The organism is Cronobacter turicensis, from assembly GCF_041222865.1.
GTDB lineage: Bacteria > Pseudomonadota > Gammaproteobacteria > Enterobacterales > Enterobacteriaceae > Cronobacter > Cronobacter turicensis.
In genome coordinates this window covers 1,382,081-1,399,485 of record NZ_CP165997.1, presented here as the reverse complement: position 1 = coordinate 1,399,485, position 17,405 = coordinate 1,382,081, and the positions used below count along the sequence as shown (strand labels likewise).

17 protein-coding genes and 1 tRNA gene are annotated in these 17,405 nt (G+C 55.5%); 11 read left to right on the top strand and 7 right to left on the bottom strand.

Features of this window, described 5'->3' with window-relative positions; all coding sequences use genetic code 11:
* Position 1: 1 nt before the first annotated feature.
* Entirely contained in the window at positions 2 to 1,591 is a 1,590-nt protein-coding gene (gene yejF / locus AB8W27_RS06715) for a microcin C ABC transporter ATP-binding protein YejF (protein ID WP_041923750.1), read from the top strand.
* 3 nt (positions 1,592 to 1,594) lie between these two features.
* Here the strand turns inward: yejF and AB8W27_RS06710 are convergent, their stop codons facing one another.
* From AB8W27_RS06710 to rsuA, 3 genes are all read right to left on the bottom strand, one after another.
* Positions 1,595 to 1,939, bottom strand: a complete 345-nt coding sequence (locus AB8W27_RS06710) for a YejG family protein (protein WP_007699763.1) — start codon at positions 1,937 to 1,939, stop codon at positions 1,595 to 1,597.
* 331 nt (positions 1,940 to 2,270) lie between these two features.
* A complete protein-coding gene (locus tag AB8W27_RS06705; protein WP_015741875.1) occupies positions 2,271 to 3,467 on the bottom strand; it encodes a Bcr/CflA family multidrug efflux MFS transporter in 1,197 nt (398 codons plus the stop codon).
* A 15-nt stretch (positions 3,468 to 3,482) separates the two neighbouring features.
* A complete protein-coding gene (rsuA, locus tag AB8W27_RS06700) occupies positions 3,483 to 4,190 on the bottom strand; it encodes a 16S rRNA pseudouridine(516) synthase RsuA (RefSeq protein WP_007762630.1) in 708 nt (235 codons plus the stop codon).
* 170 nt (positions 4,191 to 4,360) lie between these two features.
* Here rsuA and AB8W27_RS06695 point away from each other — a divergent pair, with 170 nt between their 5' ends.
* Both AB8W27_RS06695 and rplY read left to right on the top strand, forming a co-directional pair.
* Positions 4,361 to 6,121: a DEAD/DEAH box helicase gene (locus AB8W27_RS06695; RefSeq protein WP_041924190.1), complete on the top strand. Its 1,761-nt coding sequence runs from the start codon at positions 4,361 to 4,363 to the stop codon at positions 6,119 to 6,121.
* Positions 6,122 to 6,247: 126 nt separating this feature from the next.
* Positions 6,248 to 6,532, top strand: a complete 285-nt coding sequence (gene rplY / locus AB8W27_RS06690; RefSeq protein WP_007675837.1) for a 50S ribosomal protein L25 — start codon at positions 6,248 to 6,250, stop codon at positions 6,530 to 6,532.
* A 101-nt stretch (positions 6,533 to 6,633) separates the two neighbouring features.
* Here rplY and yejK read toward each other — a convergent pair whose 3' ends face one another.
* Entirely contained in the window at positions 6,634 to 7,638 is a 1,005-nt protein-coding gene (gene yejK, locus AB8W27_RS06685) for a nucleoid-associated protein YejK (protein WP_015741877.1), read from the bottom strand.
* 134 nt (positions 7,639 to 7,772) lie between these two features.
* Here yejK and AB8W27_RS06680 point away from each other — a divergent pair, with 134 nt between their 5' ends.
* The 3 genes from AB8W27_RS06680 (at position 7,773) to AB8W27_RS06670 (ending at position 9,934) form a co-directional block, all read left to right on the top strand.
* Positions 7,773 to 8,000 (top strand): YejL family protein, encoded by a 228-nt coding sequence (locus AB8W27_RS06680; RefSeq protein ID WP_015741878.1) that lies wholly within the window; start codon positions 7,773 to 7,775, stop codon positions 7,998 to 8,000.
* Between the two features lie 19 nt (positions 8,001 to 8,019).
* Entirely contained in the window at positions 8,020 to 9,783 is a 1,764-nt protein-coding gene (yejM, locus tag AB8W27_RS06675; protein ID WP_015741879.1) for an LPS biosynthesis-modulating metalloenzyme YejM, read from the top strand.
* A gap of 74 nt (positions 9,784 to 9,857) precedes the next feature.
* Positions 9,858 to 9,934, top strand: a tRNA-Pro gene (locus AB8W27_RS06670).
* 180 nt (positions 9,935 to 10,114) lie between these two features.
* On the opposite strand, the gene AB8W27_RS06665 is transcribed toward AB8W27_RS06670, so the two are convergent.
* Positions 10,115 to 10,951: a MipA/OmpV family protein gene (locus tag AB8W27_RS06665; protein ID WP_041923751.1), complete on the bottom strand. Its 837-nt coding sequence runs from the start codon at positions 10,949 to 10,951 to the stop codon at positions 10,115 to 10,117.
* 207 nt (positions 10,952 to 11,158) lie between these two features.
* Here AB8W27_RS06665 and AB8W27_RS06660 point away from each other — a divergent pair, with 207 nt between their 5' ends.
* Together AB8W27_RS06660 and AB8W27_RS06655 are read left to right on the top strand one after the other, a co-directional pair.
* Positions 11,159 to 11,836 (top strand): response regulator transcription factor, encoded by a 678-nt coding sequence (locus tag AB8W27_RS06660; RefSeq protein WP_041923752.1) that lies wholly within the window; start codon positions 11,159 to 11,161, stop codon positions 11,834 to 11,836.
* Positions 11,836 to 13,227: a HAMP domain-containing sensor histidine kinase gene (locus tag AB8W27_RS06655; RefSeq protein ID WP_015741882.1), complete on the top strand. Its 1,392-nt coding sequence runs from the start codon at positions 11,836 to 11,838 to the stop codon at positions 13,225 to 13,227. The genes AB8W27_RS06660 and AB8W27_RS06655 overlap by 1 nt, the downstream gene beginning before the upstream one ends.
* A 131-nt stretch (positions 13,228 to 13,358) precedes the next feature.
* Here the strand turns inward: AB8W27_RS06655 and AB8W27_RS06650 are convergent, their stop codons facing one another.
* Together AB8W27_RS06650 and nudI are read right to left on the bottom strand one after the other, a co-directional pair.
* Positions 13,359 to 13,937 (bottom strand): DUF4142 domain-containing protein, encoded by a 579-nt coding sequence (locus tag AB8W27_RS06650; protein WP_015741883.1) that lies wholly within the window; start codon positions 13,935 to 13,937, stop codon positions 13,359 to 13,361.
* Between the two features lie 366 nt (positions 13,938 to 14,303).
* Complete coding sequence (gene nudI, locus AB8W27_RS06645; RefSeq protein ID WP_015741884.1) at positions 14,304 to 14,729, bottom strand: nucleoside triphosphatase NudI; 426 nt, start codon at positions 14,727 to 14,729, stop codon at positions 14,304 to 14,306.
* 377 nt (positions 14,730 to 15,106) lie between these two features.
* Here nudI and AB8W27_RS06640 point away from each other — a divergent pair, with 377 nt between their 5' ends.
* From AB8W27_RS06640 to AB8W27_RS06630, 3 genes are all read left to right on the top strand, one after another.
* Positions 15,107 to 16,126, top strand: coding sequence for an iron-containing redox enzyme family protein (locus tag AB8W27_RS06640; RefSeq protein ID WP_041923753.1), 1,020 nt, complete (start codon positions 15,107 to 15,109; stop codon positions 16,124 to 16,126).
* Between the two features lie 61 nt (positions 16,127 to 16,187).
* Entirely contained in the window at positions 16,188 to 17,105 is a 918-nt protein-coding gene (locus AB8W27_RS06635; RefSeq protein WP_015741886.1) for a DMT family transporter, read from the top strand.
* A 79-nt stretch (positions 17,106 to 17,184) separates the two neighbouring features.
* Entirely contained in the window at positions 17,185 to 17,403 is a 219-nt protein-coding gene (locus AB8W27_RS06630; RefSeq protein WP_015741887.1) for a KTSC domain-containing protein, read from the top strand.
* Positions 17,404 to 17,405 lie beyond the last annotated feature (2 nt).

The following is a 17,405-nucleotide window of genomic DNA, read 5'->3' as shown; positions in this document are numbered from 1 at the left end:
TATGGCGCACCCTCTGCTTTCCATCGACAATCTCTCCATCGCGTTTCGCCAGCAGGGCGTGGAGCGCCAGGTGGTGGATTCCCTGTCGCTGACCATCGAGCCGGGCGAAACCCTGGCGCTGGTGGGCGAGTCGGGCTCCGGCAAGAGCGTCACGGCGCTTTCCGTACTGCGCCTGCTCCCGTCGCCGCCCGTCGTCTATACGCAAGGCGATATCCGCTTTCAGGGCAAGTCCATGCTGAACGCCAGCGAGCGCGAGCTGCGCGCGGTGCGCGGCAACCAGATAGCGATGATTTTCCAGGAGCCGATGGTTTCCCTTAACCCGCTGCACAACGTGGAAAAACAGCTCTATGAAGTGCTCTCGCTGCACCGCGGCATGCGCCGCGAGCCCGCGCGCGTCGAGATAATCAGCTGCCTTGAGCGCGTCGGCATCCGCAATGCGGCGCAGCGGCTGAACGATTTCCCGCATCAGCTCTCCGGCGGCGAACGTCAGCGCGTGATGATAGCCATGGCGCTACTGACCCGCCCGGCGTTGTTAATCGCCGATGAACCGACCACCGCGCTGGACGTCACGGTGCAGGCGCAAATCCTGCAACTGCTGGCGGAGCTTAAGCGCGAGCTCAACATGGGTCTGCTGTTTATCACCCATAACCTGAATATCGTCAAACGGCTGGCGGATAACGTGGCGGTCATGCAGAACGGACGCTGCGTGGAGCAAAACCGCGCGGTGGCGCTGTTCGCCGCGCCCGCGCATGACTATACCCGTCGCCTGATTAACGCCGAGCCGGACGGCGCTCCGGTGCCGCTTCCTGAGCCCGCCGTGCCGCTGCTCAGGGTGCAGGGGCTGAGCGTGGCGTTTGAGAAGCGTCGCGGGCTGTTCAGACGCATCGTGGGCTATCATCACGCGCTAAACAACTTAAGCTTTACGCTTCATGCGGGGGAAAGCCTGGGGCTGGTGGGCGAATCGGGATCTGGCAAAAGTACGTCAGGGCTCGCGCTGCTGCGGCTTATCGCCTCAAGAGGAGAGATTGACTTCGACGGTCATCCGCTGCATCAGCTTAACCGCCGTGCGCTGCTGCCGCTGCGCCGTCGTATCCAGGTCGTGTTCCAGGATCCGAACTCATCGCTCAACCCGCGTCTTGACGCGCAAAGCATTATCGCCGAAGGGCTGCGCGTGCATCAGCCGACGCTGACCGCGGCGCAACGCGAGGCGCAGGTGATTGAAGTCATGCGTGAAGTGGGGCTTGATCCTGAGACGCGTCACCGCTACCCGAGCGAATTTTCCGGCGGCCAGCGTCAGCGCATCGCCATCGCGCGAGCGCTGATCCTCAAACCAGAACTGTTGATCCTGGATGAACCCACATCGTCGCTCGATCGCACCGTGCAGGCGCAGATCCTGTCGCTGCTGAAAAAACTACAGCAGGACTATCAGCTCGCTTACCTGTTTATCAGTCACGATCTTCAGGTGGTGCGTTCGCTGTGTCATCAGGTGGTGGTGTTGCGTCAGGGAGAGGTCATTGAGCAGGGCGACTGTCAGACTATCTTCGCCGCCCCGCGTGAGGCTTATACGCGCGAGCTGTTAACGCTGCGCTGACGCTCAGAAAGGATTCTGGCCGGAAAACGGCTCAGCAATCGCCACGCCGAAATTCTTGAGGCGGCAGGTGGCCGCGAACTCATCCTGATGGTTCACGAACAGGCACGGCTCGCCTTCACACTCCAGCACAGAACAATCGACCGAGATATCGCTCAGCGCCTGGCTGAGCTTATGCATCACCGGCCAGGCTTTTTCACCGTCCGGGCTTAACAGGCGCAGGCCGACCAGGCAGTTATCGCAGTCGGGGCCCTGATGCGGAATCGGTTCAACTTTTGAACCGGCGAAACCCGCCCGCCACCGATAGCTCTGCGGCAAGCGATGAACGATAGAGAGTTGTAGCGTATTCAAGATAGTGTCCCCGGAAACATAAATTTTACAAGTCATTCACATAAAGATTAACACATGTTGACAAAAAGTGATCGCGTCAACAAAGAAAACGGTTTCATTGCAAGCGGTCGCCGGTTATTTCCTCATCAGCGAGGCGGTTATTTTGTGCGTTGGCTCGCATTTTGGCGCTATATGTACCCCGTTACGCGTGATGACACAACCTTTTTTAATACAAGGCTGTGACTTTTTACACGATATATTTTTACATTCAGGAAACGAAAACGGCTTACGGACGCGCGCCAGGGGAGTAAAAGCGTGAGGTAAGAGCGGGAGGGAAACTCCCGCAAGAAGATTAGATTGCGTGCCTGCGAGGACGGCTGGCGTAGAGATAAAAGAGAATCGAGCAGGTGGCGCAGAAGAAGATAGAGAGCAGCATCGGCCAGGCGGAGTTAAACGTCGCCATGGAGAGCAACGCGCCCATAATCGCCCCAATCCCGAAGCGGAACGTGCCCGCCAGCGACGACGCCGTGCCCGCCATGTGCGGGAATTCGTCCAGGATCACCGCCATCGCATTGGATGCCACCAGCGATACGCAGCCCACAAACGCCGCCACGCCCAGCACTAGCGACCAGAAGCCGATATCGAACTGGGCGCTTATCACCAGCCACACCGCCATCGCAAACTGAATAAACAGCCCGGCGCGGAACATTTTCAGCGCGCCCACGCGGCGCACAAAGCGGCTGTTGATGATGGTCATCACGAACAGAAACACGATGTTAAGCGCGAAGTAATAGCCAAAATGCTGCGGCGACACATGGTTCAGTTCGATATAGACAAACGGCCCGGCGCTTAAAAACGAGAACATGCCGGCAAAGCTGAAGCCGCTCGCCAGCATATAGCTCAGGACGCGCTTATGGCGAAACAGCGTGGCGAAGTTACCAAGGGTGGTGCGAAAGTGAAATTTCTGGCGGCGCTCTACCGGCAGCGTTTCGCGGATGAGAAAGAAAATCATGGCGCAGGCCAGCAGCGCCAGTACCGCGAGGATCCAGAAGATAACGTGCCAGTTAAACCAGACCAGCACCGCCCCGCCCGCCATCGGCGCCAGCAGCGGCGCGATGGTGGTCACCAGCATCACGAACGACATCATGCGCGAGAACTCCTCCTTCGGGTAGATATCGCGCATCAGGGCGTTGATCACCACGCTTGCCGCCGCGGCGGAGAGCCCATGCAGAAAACGCATATAAATGAGCTGGTCGATAGTCTGCGCCAGCGCGCAGGCGATGGCGGCCGCCGCGAAAATCAGCGTGCCGCCGAGGATCACCGGCTTGCGTCCCAGGCTGTCGGCCATCGGGCCATAGAAAAGCTGGCCGATGGCGAAGCCCAGAATATAGGTGCTGAGCGTCATCTGGGCGCTGCCCGCCTCGACGCCAAACTCGCTGGCGATAACCGGCAGCGCCGGCAGGTACATATCGATAGAGAGCGGCATCAGCATGGCCAGCAGGCCAAGAATAAACACAATACCCAGAGACGAATTCTGCCTGGTGGTCACTGTAGACTCCTGAAATTAGCGCGACGGCATGCCAACGCTGGCAATTTCGTCTTCGGTTAACGGGCGATATTCGCCAGGCGCAAGCTCAGGATCGAGCTCAATCGCGCCAATGCGCTCGCGATGCAGACCGACGACGTGATTACCCACCGCGGCAAACATGCGCTTCACCTGGTGGTAGCGCCCTTCACTGATGGTAAGACGCACTTCGGTCGGCGTTATCACTTCAAGCTGCGCCGGTTTGGTGAGATCTTTTTCGTTATTCAGCTGCACGCCTTTGGCGAACAGCGCCGCGGTGTCATCCGCCACCGGCGATTCCAGCGTCACCAGATACGTTTTTTCGCAGTGGTGGCGCGGCGAAGTAATGCGGTGCGACCACTGGCCATCGTCAGTCATCAGCACAAGGCCAGTGGTGTCGATATCGAGCCGCCCTGCGGCATGCAGCTTATGGGCGACCGGCTCGTCCAGGAAATAGAGCACCGTCGGATGATCCGGATCGTCGGTGGAGCAGACGTAACCCTGGGGTTTATTCAGCATAAAATAGCGTGGGCCATTCTGCTGGGTCAGCGGATTACCGTCATACTCGATCTCGTGGTCCGGCAGCAGTTTAAAAGCGGTGTCTTTTACAATATCGCCATTCACCGTTACCCGGCTGGCGCGGATCTCACGACCAGCAATAGCGCGGCTGACGCCAAGCTGCTGGGCGATAAATTTATCAAGTCGCATTATGTTTATAAGCCTGTTGTTGATGCAGTTCCGACGCGGGGGCGGGCAAGGCGCCCGTCAACATTCATGAAGCGGAATCAGAGCCGTCAGTATAACGGGCAATGGCCCGCTCACAAGATGAAATTGATTCGTGGCATAATATTAGCGTGATCCCTATTTCTGCAGGCCCCATGTCTTTTACTTTACGTCCCTACCAGCGCGAAGCGGTGGATGCCACCCTTAACCATTTTCGCCGCCACGACGCGCCAGCGGCGATCGTTCTGCCGACCGGCGCAGGCAAAAGCCTGGTTATCGCCGAACTGGCGCGGCTTGCGCGCGGCCGCGTGCTGGTGCTCGCCCACGTGAAAGAGCTGGTGGCGCAAAACCATGCGAAATATCTGGCGCTCGGGCTTGAGGCCGACATCTATGCGGCGGGCCTCGCGCGTAAAGAGAGCCACGGCAAAGTGGTGTTCGGCAGCGTGCAGTCGGTGGCGCGCAACCTCGACCATTTTCAGGGAGAATTCTCGCTGGTGATTGTCGATGAGTGCCATCGCATCAGCGACGACGACGACAGCCAGTATCAACAAATCCTCACGCACCTGCGTAAGCAGAACCCGCGCCTGCGGCTGCTGGGGCTGACCGCCACGCCGTTTCGCCTCGGCAAAGGCTGGATTTACCAGTTCCATTATCACGGAATGGTGCGCGGCGATGAAAAAGCGCTGTTTCGCGACTGCATCTATGAGCTGCCGCTGCGCTATATGATTAAGCACGGCTACCTGACGCCGCCTGAGCGCCTCGATATGCCGGTGGTGCAATATGACTTCAGCCGCCTGCAGGCCCAGAGCAACGGGCTGTTCAGCGAGGCCGACCTCAACCGGGAGCTGAAACAGCAGCAGCGCATCACGCCGCATATCGTGAGCCAGATTGTCGAATTCGCCGCCGACCGGCGCGGCGTGATGATTTTCGCCGCGACCGTTGAGCACGCGCGTGAAATCACCGGCCTGCTGCCTGCGGGCGAAGCGGCGCTTATCACCGGCGAAACGCCAGGGCGCGAGCGCGACGCGATTATCGAGGCGTTCAAAGCCCAGCAGCTGCGTTTTCTGGTCAACGTGGCGGTCCTGACTACTGGCTTTGACGCGCCGCATGTGGATTTAATCGCTATTTTGCGCCCAACCGAATCGGTCAGCCTCTATCAGCAGATTGTCGGACGTGGGCTGCGGTTGTCGCCGGGTAAAACGGATTGTCTGATCCTCGATTACGCAGGCAATCCGCACGATCTCTACGCGCCGGAAGTGGGCGCGCCGAAGGGCAAAAGCGACAACGTGCCGGTGCAGGTTTTCTGCCCTGCCTGCGGCTTTGCCAATACGTTCTGGGGCAAAACCACGGCGGACGGCACGCTGATTGAGCATTTCGGCCGCCGCTGCCAGGGCTGGTTTGAGGATGACGAGGGCCACCGCGAACAGTGCGATTACCGCTTCCGCTTTAAAAACTGTCCGCACTGCAACGCGGAAAACGATATCGCCGCGCGGCGCTGCCGCGAATGCGACAAGGTGCTGGTCGATCCGGACGATATGCTGAAAGCGGCGCTGAAACTCAAAGATGCGCTGGTGCTGCGCTGCGGCGGGATGCAGCTCCAGCCTGGCGCCGATGAGAAAGGCGAATGGCTGAAAGTGACCTATTACGATGAAGACGGCGCGGACGTCAGCGAGCGTTTCCGCCTGCATACGCCCGCCCAGCGCACCGCCTTCGAGCAGCTTTTTATCCGCCCGCATACCCGCACGCCGGGCGTGCCGCTACGCTGGATAACCGTCAACGATATCGTGGCCCAGCAGGCGCTGCTGCGCCACCCGGATTTTGTGGTGGCGAGGCTGAAAGGCCAGTACTGGCAGGTCCGTGAAAAGGTGTTCGACTATAACGGCCGCTTCCGGCGCGCCAATGAATTACGCGGTTAGCGGCGGTTTTCATTGCCCGTGCGCGCTCAAATAGCTATAATGCCGCCCGCTTTTGCATCCGCAAAGCCAGTCATTTGCCTGTTGCTGGGTCGCCTGTAACAGGTTTCTTTATTAAGAGAGATGTCAATGTTTACTATCAACGCTGAAGTACGTAAAGAGCAGGGTAAGGGTGCGAGCCGCCGCCTGCGTCACGCCAACAAGTTCCCGGCTATCATTTACGGTGGCACCGAAGCTCCGGTTGCTATCGAACTGGATCACGACAAGCTGATGAACATGCAGGCTAAACCGGAGTTCTACAGCGAAGTGCTGACTCTGGCTATCGATGGCAAAGAAGTTAAAGTTAAAGTTCAGGCTGTACAGCGTCACCCGTACAAACCGAAACTGCAGCACATCGACTTCGTTCGCGCGTAATTGCGATGAAGGAAAAAACGCCGCGCTATGCGGCGTTTTTTTTGCCTGTTATTCAGGCTCAAAAAAAGGGCGGATATTCCGCCCTTTTTCTTATCTCACGTTTATTTACCGGACATGCGGCGCTGTAACTGATCGCGCAGGTTCGGCGGCGTGCCTTTGATAGTCAGCGTGTCGGTCGCCGGGTCCCAGAAAATACGTTCGCCGAGCAGCATGGCGTCGAAATTAATCGTCAGCCCACCGCCGCTGCCGGCGTATTTGGTCAACTGGCGCAGCGTACTGCGGTCCGCCGGGAAGGTCTCTTCCAGCTCGTAGCCCTGCTCCGCCGTAAACTCCTGGAAGCTTTTCTCGCCGAAATTCGGCAGCTCTTTGGACAGCTCAGACAGCGCAATCTCTTCGCCCGCCTGCAATTGCTCGTTGCAGTAGCTGTAGACCTGCGCACGCACATTCTGGCGCTCGGCTTTATCGAGCTGCGCCTCGGCGGTGAAATCGTCCAGCGCCTGCAACAGCCCGCGGTTCTGCGCTTTGGTGTCGAGACCCACGCTCGCGCCCAGGAAATCCATAAAGAAATCGGCGACCTTGCGCCCTACCCGGCCTTTCAGGAAGGTTAAGTAGCGGGTCGATTCCGGATTGGTTTCCCACTCGGTTAGATCGATGCGCGCGACGATATCGGCATGGTTGATATCCAGGTAGTGCGTGGCGCTGATGTCGAGCTGCTCGTTGACGCGCATGCTGCTTAAGTTGTTCAGCACCGCCACCAGCAGGTATTCCACCGCCAGATAACGGTAGTGACAAAACAGCACGATGCCGCCATCCGCGAACGGGTATTTCGCCAGCTCGTCACGCAGACGGCCCGTGGCCGCGCGGCTGAACGCCAGGAAATCTTCATCGCCGCGACGGCACTGGCGCAGCGCCTCGGCAAGCTCGCTTTCTTCATTAAAAAGGCCGTAAGCTTTGCTTTTCGCGCTGTAGACGCGATGCAGCTCGGCCATCATTTCCGTGACCGTATTGCCAGGTTCAAGCAGCGAGTCGCGCAGGATAAGCTCCAGATTCTGCTCATCGCGCTTAATTAACTGATGTAAGGCAATCTGGGTAATATCCAGACTCATGATAAACTCTCCTGTTGGGCAGGGGCGTATTCAACCACTGCCCGCCGTCCTGCGCAACCGCAGATAAAAAAGCGGAAATAAAGCCACTGCTACGGTAAGATATTGGACTTTCCTGAACAAACTGATGTTGATTTATGCCACAACTATCCCGCTATAGTGATGAATGCGTTGAAGAATTACTGACTGAACTGGCGAGCGTGCTGTCTAAGCACAAGGCGCCGACCGACCTTTCCCTGATGGTGCTTGGGAACATGGTCACCAATGTTATTAATAACAGCGTGGCTCCCGCGCAGCGCAAGACGCTGGCGCGCTCCTTCGCGGAGGCGTTGCAGTCCTCCATTCGCGACGATAACGCGCATTAAGGAAGAACGTTAAAAAGCTATGGTGACTAACCGTCAGCGCTACCGCGAAAAAGTCTCCCAGATGATCAGCTGGGGGCACTGGTTCGCCCTGTTCAATATTCTGCTCTCCATTGTCCTTGGTAGCCGCTATCTGTTCATCGCCGACTGGCCCACGACCCTGACGGGCCGGATTTACTCCTACGTCAGCCTGGTGGGCCACTTTAGCTTTCTGGTCTTCGCGACCTACCTGCTGATCCTCTTCCCGCTCACGTTTATCGTGATGTCACAGCGGCTGATGCGGTTCCTGTCGGCGATCCTCGCGACCGTCGGCATGACCCTGCTGCTGGTCGACAGCGAAGTCTTCACCCGCTTCCACCTGCACATCAACCCGGTGGTCTGGCAGGTGGTGATTAACCCCGATCAAAGCGAAATGGCCCGCGACTGGCAGCTGATGTTTATCGCGGTGCCGGTGATTTTGCTTATCGAGATGCTGTTCGCCACCTGGAGCTGGCAGAAGCTGCGCAGCCTGACGCGCCGCCGCCGGTACGCGCGCCCCGTGGCGGCGCTCTTTTTCGCGTCGTTCGTGACCACGCATGTGATGTATATCTGGGCCGACGCCAATTTCTACCGTCCGGTTACGATGCAGCGCGCGAACCTGCCGCTCTCCTATCCGATGACGGCGCGCCGTTTTCTGGAAAAACATGGTTTGCTGGACGCGCAGGAGTATCAGCGTCGACTGGTGGAACAAGGCGATCCGGAAGCGGTGAGCGTGCAGTATCCGCTGAGCGACCTGCGGTACGGCGATATGGGCTCCGGCCATAACGTACTGTTAATTACGATAGACGGTCTGAACTATTCGCGCTTTGAAAAACAGATGCCGTCGCTGGCGCAGTTCGCGCATGACAACATTAACTTTACCCAGCATTTCAGCTCCGGGAACCTGTCGGACAACGGCATTTTCGGCCTGTTCTATGGGATTTCGCCGGGCTATATGGATGGCGTGCTGGCCGCGCGCATTCCGGCAGCGCTTATCACCGCGCTTAATCAGCAGGGTTATCAGCTGGGCCTGTTCGCCTCTGATGGCTTTAGCAGTTCACTGTACCGCCAGGCGCTGCTTTCGGATTTTTCGCTCCCTACGGCGAAGCCGCAGAGCGACGATCAAACCGCCTCGCAGTGGATCAGCTGGCTGAATAAATACGCCTCGGAAGATAACCGCTGGTTCTCGTGGGTCTCGTTCAACGGCACTAATATTGACGAAGATACCCAACAGGCCGCCTTCACGCGCCGCTACGCCCGCGCGGCAGGGAATGTGGATGCGCAGATTAACCGTGTGCTCGCGGCGCTGAAAGCGAGCGGCAAGCTGGAGAACACCGTCGTGATTATCACGGCGGGCCGCGGCGTTCCGTTAGGCCAACAGCAGGAGAGCTTCGGCTGGGATCGCTCGCGCATTCAGGTGCCGCTGGTTATCCACTGGCCGGGCACGCCTGCGCAGCGCGTGACGAAACTAACCGATCATCAGGATGTGATGACGACCCTGATGCAGCGCCTGTTGCATGTGCGCACACCTGCATACGAATATTCACAGGGCGAAGATCTCTTCTCCCCTGCCCGTCGCAATAATTGGGTGGTCAGCGCGGATAACAACACGCTGGCGGTAACGACGCCGCAAATGACGTTGGTGCTGGATAACAACGGCAACTACCGGATGTACGACCTGCGCGGCGAGCGGATGAACGACGATAAACCGCAGCTCAGCCTGCTATTACAGGTGCTGACGGATGAAAAACGGTTCATTGCTAACTGATTGATTATTTATAAATCACTCAGCCTGGCGTGGCTTGCAATCAGCGTGAAAACGGGTAGTATAAGCCTCCACGTCGGCACGTAGCGCAGCCTGGTAGCGCACTGTCATGGGGTGTCAGGGGTCGGAGGTTCAAATCCTCTCGTGCCGACCAAAAAATCCCAAAAAAACCAACCCATCGCGGTTGGTTTTTTTATGCGTGCGATTTAGCGAGGGTGAAAGTGCTTTGGCTGGCACGTTGAATACCGCCCCGTCCAGAGCCGGGGCGGATCGAAAGCGTGTTTATTGAAAGCGCATCGCCGCAGGCGGTCGGGCAGCGTGCCGTGAATATCGCTCAGAAGCGATAAGTGACCTTCAGACCGCCCACAGGCGAGGTTTTTCGGTGAACAAGGGGGCTATTGCTGGCATCCCCCGTTAATTGCGTAACGCCCGCTGCGGCATTCACGCTCCAGTTTTGGTTGAACCTGTGGGCCCAGTCAATATTCAGCGAATAGTCATAAATTCCGGCTCCGGCATCATATCGTGCAAATCCTGAGCCTGCAGACTGCGCCGCATTTACCCCGTAGTAAGTCTGCATGTACTTGCGGGATCCCCAACTGCTGTTCAGCGCCAGCGTCACCGTATTTTTCCATGATTTAAAGAGCGGGCTGACAATGCTGAAGTGCACAGCCTCACCATTGTTCCTCTCAGAAACCGGCACCTCGGCCTGTAATTGCAAAATCAGCCACTCGTTCATCTCATATCCCAGACCAGGCACCACGATCGCCGAGCCTTTGATGTCTCCCACCCCCCGCAACTCGTCGCTGCCATAGCTTATCGAATCGCTGCCCACGTCACGATCCTTACGGCCTGGACGATAGCTCAGCCCCGCGCTGTAATCTAGCTTCCCGATATGGTTGCCGTAGCCAATCCCCCGCGTGGTGCTGATAAAGAAACCATTGACCATGGCGTAATCCAGCACCACAGCCGTTGTGGCGCGGCTTTTATTCGAACCCGAATAGCGTGGCGCGACATCCACGCCGCCGCCCAGGGTCAATACGTTGCTCCCGGCTTGTTCTGCCGCCTGTATCGGGCTGGCCAGTAACGCCAGGATGGCTGCCGGCACGATTTTTTTCAGACTCCGCCCCGGGAATAAAAGGGGAAACTTATGACGCCGTTCGATGTTTCTCATTAAAGAGGTCCTTATGGATTCCACTGATTGCGATATAAGCGGTTTGTTTAAACGCCAGAGCGCTCAGTGTGAATGCCCACCCTAAGGTTCTCATGAGCCAAAAATGAAGAATGACTGAAGCACGTAATGATGCTGCAAACCTGATAGATTGCCTGGTACCGTTTTTTCTTAAGATGTTCTTCATTCACTGCTGATACCCTTGCCATTGTGAAAATTCTACTTATCGAAGACGACCTGGATCTCGGCAATGGCGTACGTATCGCCTTTGCCGATCAAGGGTTTGATGTCATATGGGTTCGCCGCAAAGAGGATGCGCTGCATCAGCTTGATGTCTGCGTGCCGGAACTGATCCTGCTCGATCTGGGCCTGCCCGACGGCGATGGCATGAGTCTGATGGCGTACGTGCGCCAGCGGTTCAAGGGGCTCCCCGTCATCATCCTGACAGCGCGAGGCACGCTGCAGGATCGCCTGAGCGGGCTCGATGCCGGTGCGGATGACTATCTTGTAAAACCTTTTGTTCTCGCCGAGTTGCTGGCAAGGGTTCGAGCACTGGCGCGACGCAGTTATGGTTTTGAGAATGAAGCGATCGAAATCCGGGGATTATCTCTGCATGTACCCACGCGTCGCGTGACGGTAAGCGCGCGTCACGTTGAGTTGACGGCAAGTGAATATGCGCTGCTTGAAACATTAATGCTGCGGCCTGACCGCGTGCTGACACGAGGGTTTCTGGAAGAAAGGCTATTCGGCGCTAAAGAAAATCTAAGCAACGCTCTGGATGTGCATATGGGTAACTTACGTCGAAAAATCGGCGACGGCTATGTACGAACGGTGAGAGGCGTAGGGTATGTCATTGATACCGTACCGATCCACAAGGTGTCTGATTGATGCGAAATATGTGGCGCCGCCTGAAGCTCCCGACGCTCGTAAGACGGATAATCATCGCTCAGATGGTGCTGCTTGCCTTGCTTTGGTGTCTTTTTTTGACCTTCATTTTGTGGGAAGACCTGCGCAGCCCTCCCATCCTCACCGGCAGTCAGACATACGACACCCTTTTTACCCTGGTGGAGAAAATGGCCGACCGCCCGCAGGATCGAACCGATGTGCTGGAGGCGTTCAGCAAGGCATTACGGGAAGGGTATGGCGGCGGTGACGATCCGGCACTGTCAATCAGCCTCATCGTTCGCAAGAATAATGCGATTATTTTTTCGTCTGATGGCGCGCCCACAGGGGTGTTCAACACCCGATTAGGGGAAGTTCAGCGTATTCAGAGTGAAGGCCGCGCCTGGACAAGCCGAACGCTAAAATCCGCGAACGCCGACGTAGAGGTGACGCTTTTCACCCCTGCCGGAGGCTGGAACTTCTTTATCTATCTCAACTCGCGCGGCTACTACATATTGCCGCTGCTAATATGCATTCCTTTTCTTTTGCTTCCCGCGTGGCTCTCCATCCGCATTGCCATGCGTCCCTGGAATAACGTGGTGAATGAAATTACTTTACGGACGCCAGAAGATCTCTCGCCCTTAAAAGAAGTCCCCAGACACAGAGAGCTTCGCCAGATGGTGGACGCGATTAACGAATTTCTTGCCAGGGTGCGGGAAGGCGCTGAAAGGGAACGGGTATTCATTGCCGATGCCGCTCACGAGCTGCGTACCCCCCTGGCGGCGATGCGAATTAATGTTGAGGCTTTACAGTCCTGGGTCAGTAGCGAGAATCAACAGGAGTTGCTGGCAGGGATTATTCGCAGCAATAGCCGGGCGGCGCGTCTCGTCAATCAGTTGCTGCTGATGATGCACAGTGAAGCGCGTGTTGACACGGTGATGCAGCCTGTGCCGCTGACGACGCTCATCCAGGAACGAATGGCTGCGCTGGAACCCCTCGCGACGGAGCGCAGAATTGAGCTGGAATTCTACTCGCTTGATGAAGTCTGGATCACGGGTATTCGGGAACGCCTGATGTCGCTGATTGACAACTTAATCGAGAATGCCGTGAAGTACAGTCCTGAAGGTGGGCGCGTTGAGGTGGAAGTATGGGCTGCAGATAAATCCACTCGGTTACGCGTCTCAGACGCGGGCCCCGGCATTCCGGTTGCCTTAAGAGAGCGGGTATTTGACAGGTTTTTTCGCGATCCAGGCCAGCTGCAAAGCGGGAGTGGTTTGGGGCTTGCCATCGTCAAAGCGGTAGCGCAGCAACATAACAGCAGCGTATGCCTGAGTACGTCCGCAGAAGGCGGTCTCATGGTCACGGTAGACTTTCCCGACGGCAAAGGCGGCTCCTGATACCGCCGCGGGTTAAGGGATGACCTCCCTGTCATTCATACCGATGATAACGTCACTTCTACCGTGGCGTTATTTAACACGCCGCGCACAGGACTCGCACAGCAGGGCCCTGTTCGCTTTTACTGACCCGGTTATTTAGCTGAATCTTTCATCTGCTCAGCAGATTTCAGGTGCGCCTCCACGACCGGCGTATGCGCATCGGCCAGCGCTTTCACATCCGGATCCTTGATGTTTTTGGCGTCACTTTGCAGTTTCGACAGCACCATTTTGTGATCTTTGGTGCCCGCATTTTCCATATACATCTTGTCAAAGGCGTCGCCGCTCTCTTTTTCGAGCTTAGCGGCCATCGCCTTGTGCTTAGCGTCCGGCTCAGTCGGCAGCGTCACGCCTTTTTGCTGGGCGACTGTCTGAACTTTGCTCAGCGCAGCGCTATGGTCGTCGACCATCTTCTGTGCAAAGGCTTTGACGTCGCTGTTCTGGGCTTTTTCCAGCGCAATCTTAGCGGCGGCGACCTCATTGATATTGGCCTGCGCCATGTCCTTCAGCGCTTTTTCGTCGCCGGCGCTGAGTTTGGCATCGGATGCGGTCTGGCTTGCGTCGCCAGTCTGCGCGGTACTCGCTGGCGTCCGGGCTTGCACGCTCAGCGTGCTGAACATCGCTGCGACTGCTGATACGACCAGCAACCCTTTCACGGTTTTGCTCTTCTGCATTTTGTTCTCCTGATGGCCATGAGTAAGGCTGATGCAAGGTCATTAACCGTGCTCAGCTTCAGAGGTAAATGACAACTGCAAAGCTCAGTATAGGATAACAATCTGAGATAGCCGTTTCCGTCAGGGTCTTTCACGGCCAAGCGAAGCGAATCACAGCAGTAAAGAAGCGGAAATGGGTCGTGGCAGCGATATGAGCCATGAGGGCATGTTCAGGCGTTACGCGTTAAAGGGACCTCTCCTTTGCGCAAGTGGCAGAATTCTCTTATTCTGACGTAACGCAGCATTTCTTTATAACGTGTGATGAGGGAGGTTCCTCTGGATACCCTGGAGAAATGAACTCCCTGTCATAACGTGCTGGCATACTTTTTAAAGCAGGCCTTTTTGCGTAAAAGTAACGCGGGTCGCTTCATTTAAATCGATATTTTTTAGCATCTCAGGGGAAACCCACATAATTTCCTGGAACTCGTCATTAAACGTAATATCCCGATTAGCGCTGATGCAATCGAAGATAAGATAAATCATATATATCTCTTCGGTTGTGCCATCCGGATACGTTTTATTGCGAATATCGTCACGGAATGTCCAGGGCTTAATCTCTGTGATTAACAGCGCCTCGCCTAACTCCTCCATTATTTCACGCCTTAATGCCGTTTCCAGGGTTTCTCCGGGCTCCATCCCACCGCCGGGCAACGCCCATTGTCCGGGAAATACCCCGCGATCGGACGCCATTTTACAAAGCAAATACTCGCCATCATTTTGTATCACAGGACAAACGATTATCCTCTGGCGCATTTAAACTCCTTTATGAGAAGACGCATGAAGTAGCCACACACATTAAAGGGTAATGTTTTAAATGTGAAGCACCTGTGTTCACATTACCCAGAGAAACGATCCGACCTGCTGCGCAGCCGCCAGGCATCGCATCATCTCACAAGATATTGCGCCCCTCTTTTACTGTCCGCCTTGTTCACTCTTCAGCAATCAATAATTTCGTACTGGTACCACTATTAATGCGCAGATATACACTTACCGCTCAGAAACAGCTTATCGTCATGTCCAGGGCGCAACGCTTTTTTTGATAAAATATATCCTTTTTTATGTGATCTTCATCACAAATACCTGGACATCAATAACCACACAATAAATGCGTCTAAAACAAGGAAATTGCCATGTTTAATCTTAAAAGAATTGAACCCGCTTTTACGGATGATATTTATGGTTTCACACCGAGCCTGCTCGCCTGGATAAATGGCGACAGCGAAACTCCCCCCGCGCTGAACACGCTGCATGAGATTCTTCAGCGCGCCTGGCATGAGAACTCGGCGGTCGATGAGAAAATAGTTCAGCATGCGTTATTTATTATCTACCAGAGCGTACTGTCTCACCCCTTATCAGCGCCCGCCTCCAGACAATACGATCCCGCCATCCTGGAAATAAAAAACGCTGTCGAAGAGCAGTGGATGGAGCATGAATTCGCCGGGCTGGTTATTCCTGATGAAGTGAATACCTCCAGACATTACGGCGATTATTTAAAAACGGTCTGGCACGCCCATAATGCCTCGCATCACCCTCTTTTCGAATTCCTTGAAAAAGATGCTTCTACCAGACAGCTCTATTATTTCTTTAAAAGCGACAGCGCACTTAACTTAATATTCTTTGATCTGGTCGCTTATACCCTCATTGGCTCACAACCGGAAACGCGCGGCACCATCAGCGAAAATCTGTGGGATGAGATAGGCCATGGCGATAACGTCTTCACGCACGTCAATCTCTATAAAGACGTTCTGGCGCGCCAGGATATCACCCTGCCCGCCAATCACTATATTGATATGTACGGCACGGAAGCGCTGGCCGGTCATAACGCGTTTATGCTGGGCTCTGTTAACCGCAAACATTACTACAAATTGCTCGGCGTGATGGCGATGACGGAAGTGTTAGACCCGCCGCAGTATGAGAAACTGGTGAACGGCTGTCTGCGCCTGGGGCTTATCAGTCGCGATGTGAAATACTATACCGAGCATATTACTATCGATATCAAACACGGGGATGACTGGCTTTATAACGTGATTGATGTCATCGCCGAACGTGACCCTGCGACCCGCAAAGAATTTTATCTGGGCAGTTTATTACGGCTGCGCACCGCCGAGCGTTACTACGATCAGCTGATGCAAAAATTGCTCGCGCTGTGATGATAATACCGGCCCGGAGAATAGCGCCGGGTCTTCCTGTATGCTGAACGAGAGGTAATCTGTGGCCTATTTACTGCTCGCTCTCGCCGCGATTTTCTGGGGCGGAAATTATGTGGTGGGGCATATTCTGGTCCAGTATGTGGACCCTTACGGGTTAAGCCTTATTCGCTGGGGCTTTACCACCGCGCTAATGCTGGCGCTTTACTGGCGTCAGTGCTCTGTTGATTTCGCTGCGCTCAGAACACATCTCGGCATTAATACTCTGCTTTCATTTCTGGGCCAGGTCAGTTTCCCGTTGAGCTTATATATCGGGCTTCAGTACACCACCTCCCTGAATGCTGCGATTTATATCTCCAGTACGCCGTGTCTGGTTCTGCTGATCAACCATTTTGTGTTTCACGAGCGCATTTCAGCCCGCAATATTATCGGGGTAATCGCCAGCACGGGCGGGGTGTTATATCTCGCATTTTCCAGCGCAGGCGGCAGCGGCAATATAAAAACCTTCGGCTTAGGCGATGTACTAACGATTATCTCCGCGCTGAGCTGGGCCTTTTACTGCGCGTTTTTACGCCTGAAAGATAAAACCGTGAAAAACACGTCTTTTGTCGCGTTCAGTTCGCTTATCGGTACGATAATTCTGGTGCCGATGTTTCTGCTGCATGCGGCGCTGGCGCCGGATTATCGGGGCGTGATTTACACGCTTTCACCCGCTGTTATCGCAGGCATCCTCTACCTGATTATTTTTCCGTCCTGGCTGTCGTATGTTTTCTGGAATAAAGGCGTTTCGCTGATAGGCACGACCCGCAGTGAAATTTACACCCATCTTATTCCTGTTTCGGGCGGTATCATGGGCATTGTGTTTTTAGGGAATGAACTCAGAAGCTATCACATCATTACCATGTTACTGATTGTCTTTGGCATCGTCTGTTGTTCATACCGCACGGAGCCAAAAACCAGCCCAGGCGTGATGGAGCGCTAATCAATAGCGGCGGCGAGGCCGAATCAGCGCCGTTGAGCGCTATACTTAACGTAAATTCCCCATCTGCCGCGAGAGCGTAATGCAACGAGAAAATGTCATCTCCCGCAGTCTGGCGTCGGTCGGTTATGACTGGGACAGCCGGGTGCTGGAGATAGCCTTTCACAACGGCGCGGTCTATCACTATCTGAACGTGCCGGAGCAGGTGTATCTCGCGCTGGGCAACGCCCTGTCGAAAGGGCGTTATTTTCGTAAAGCCATCAAAGACCGCTTTCCTTACCAGCGCGTGGACGTGGAATAGTC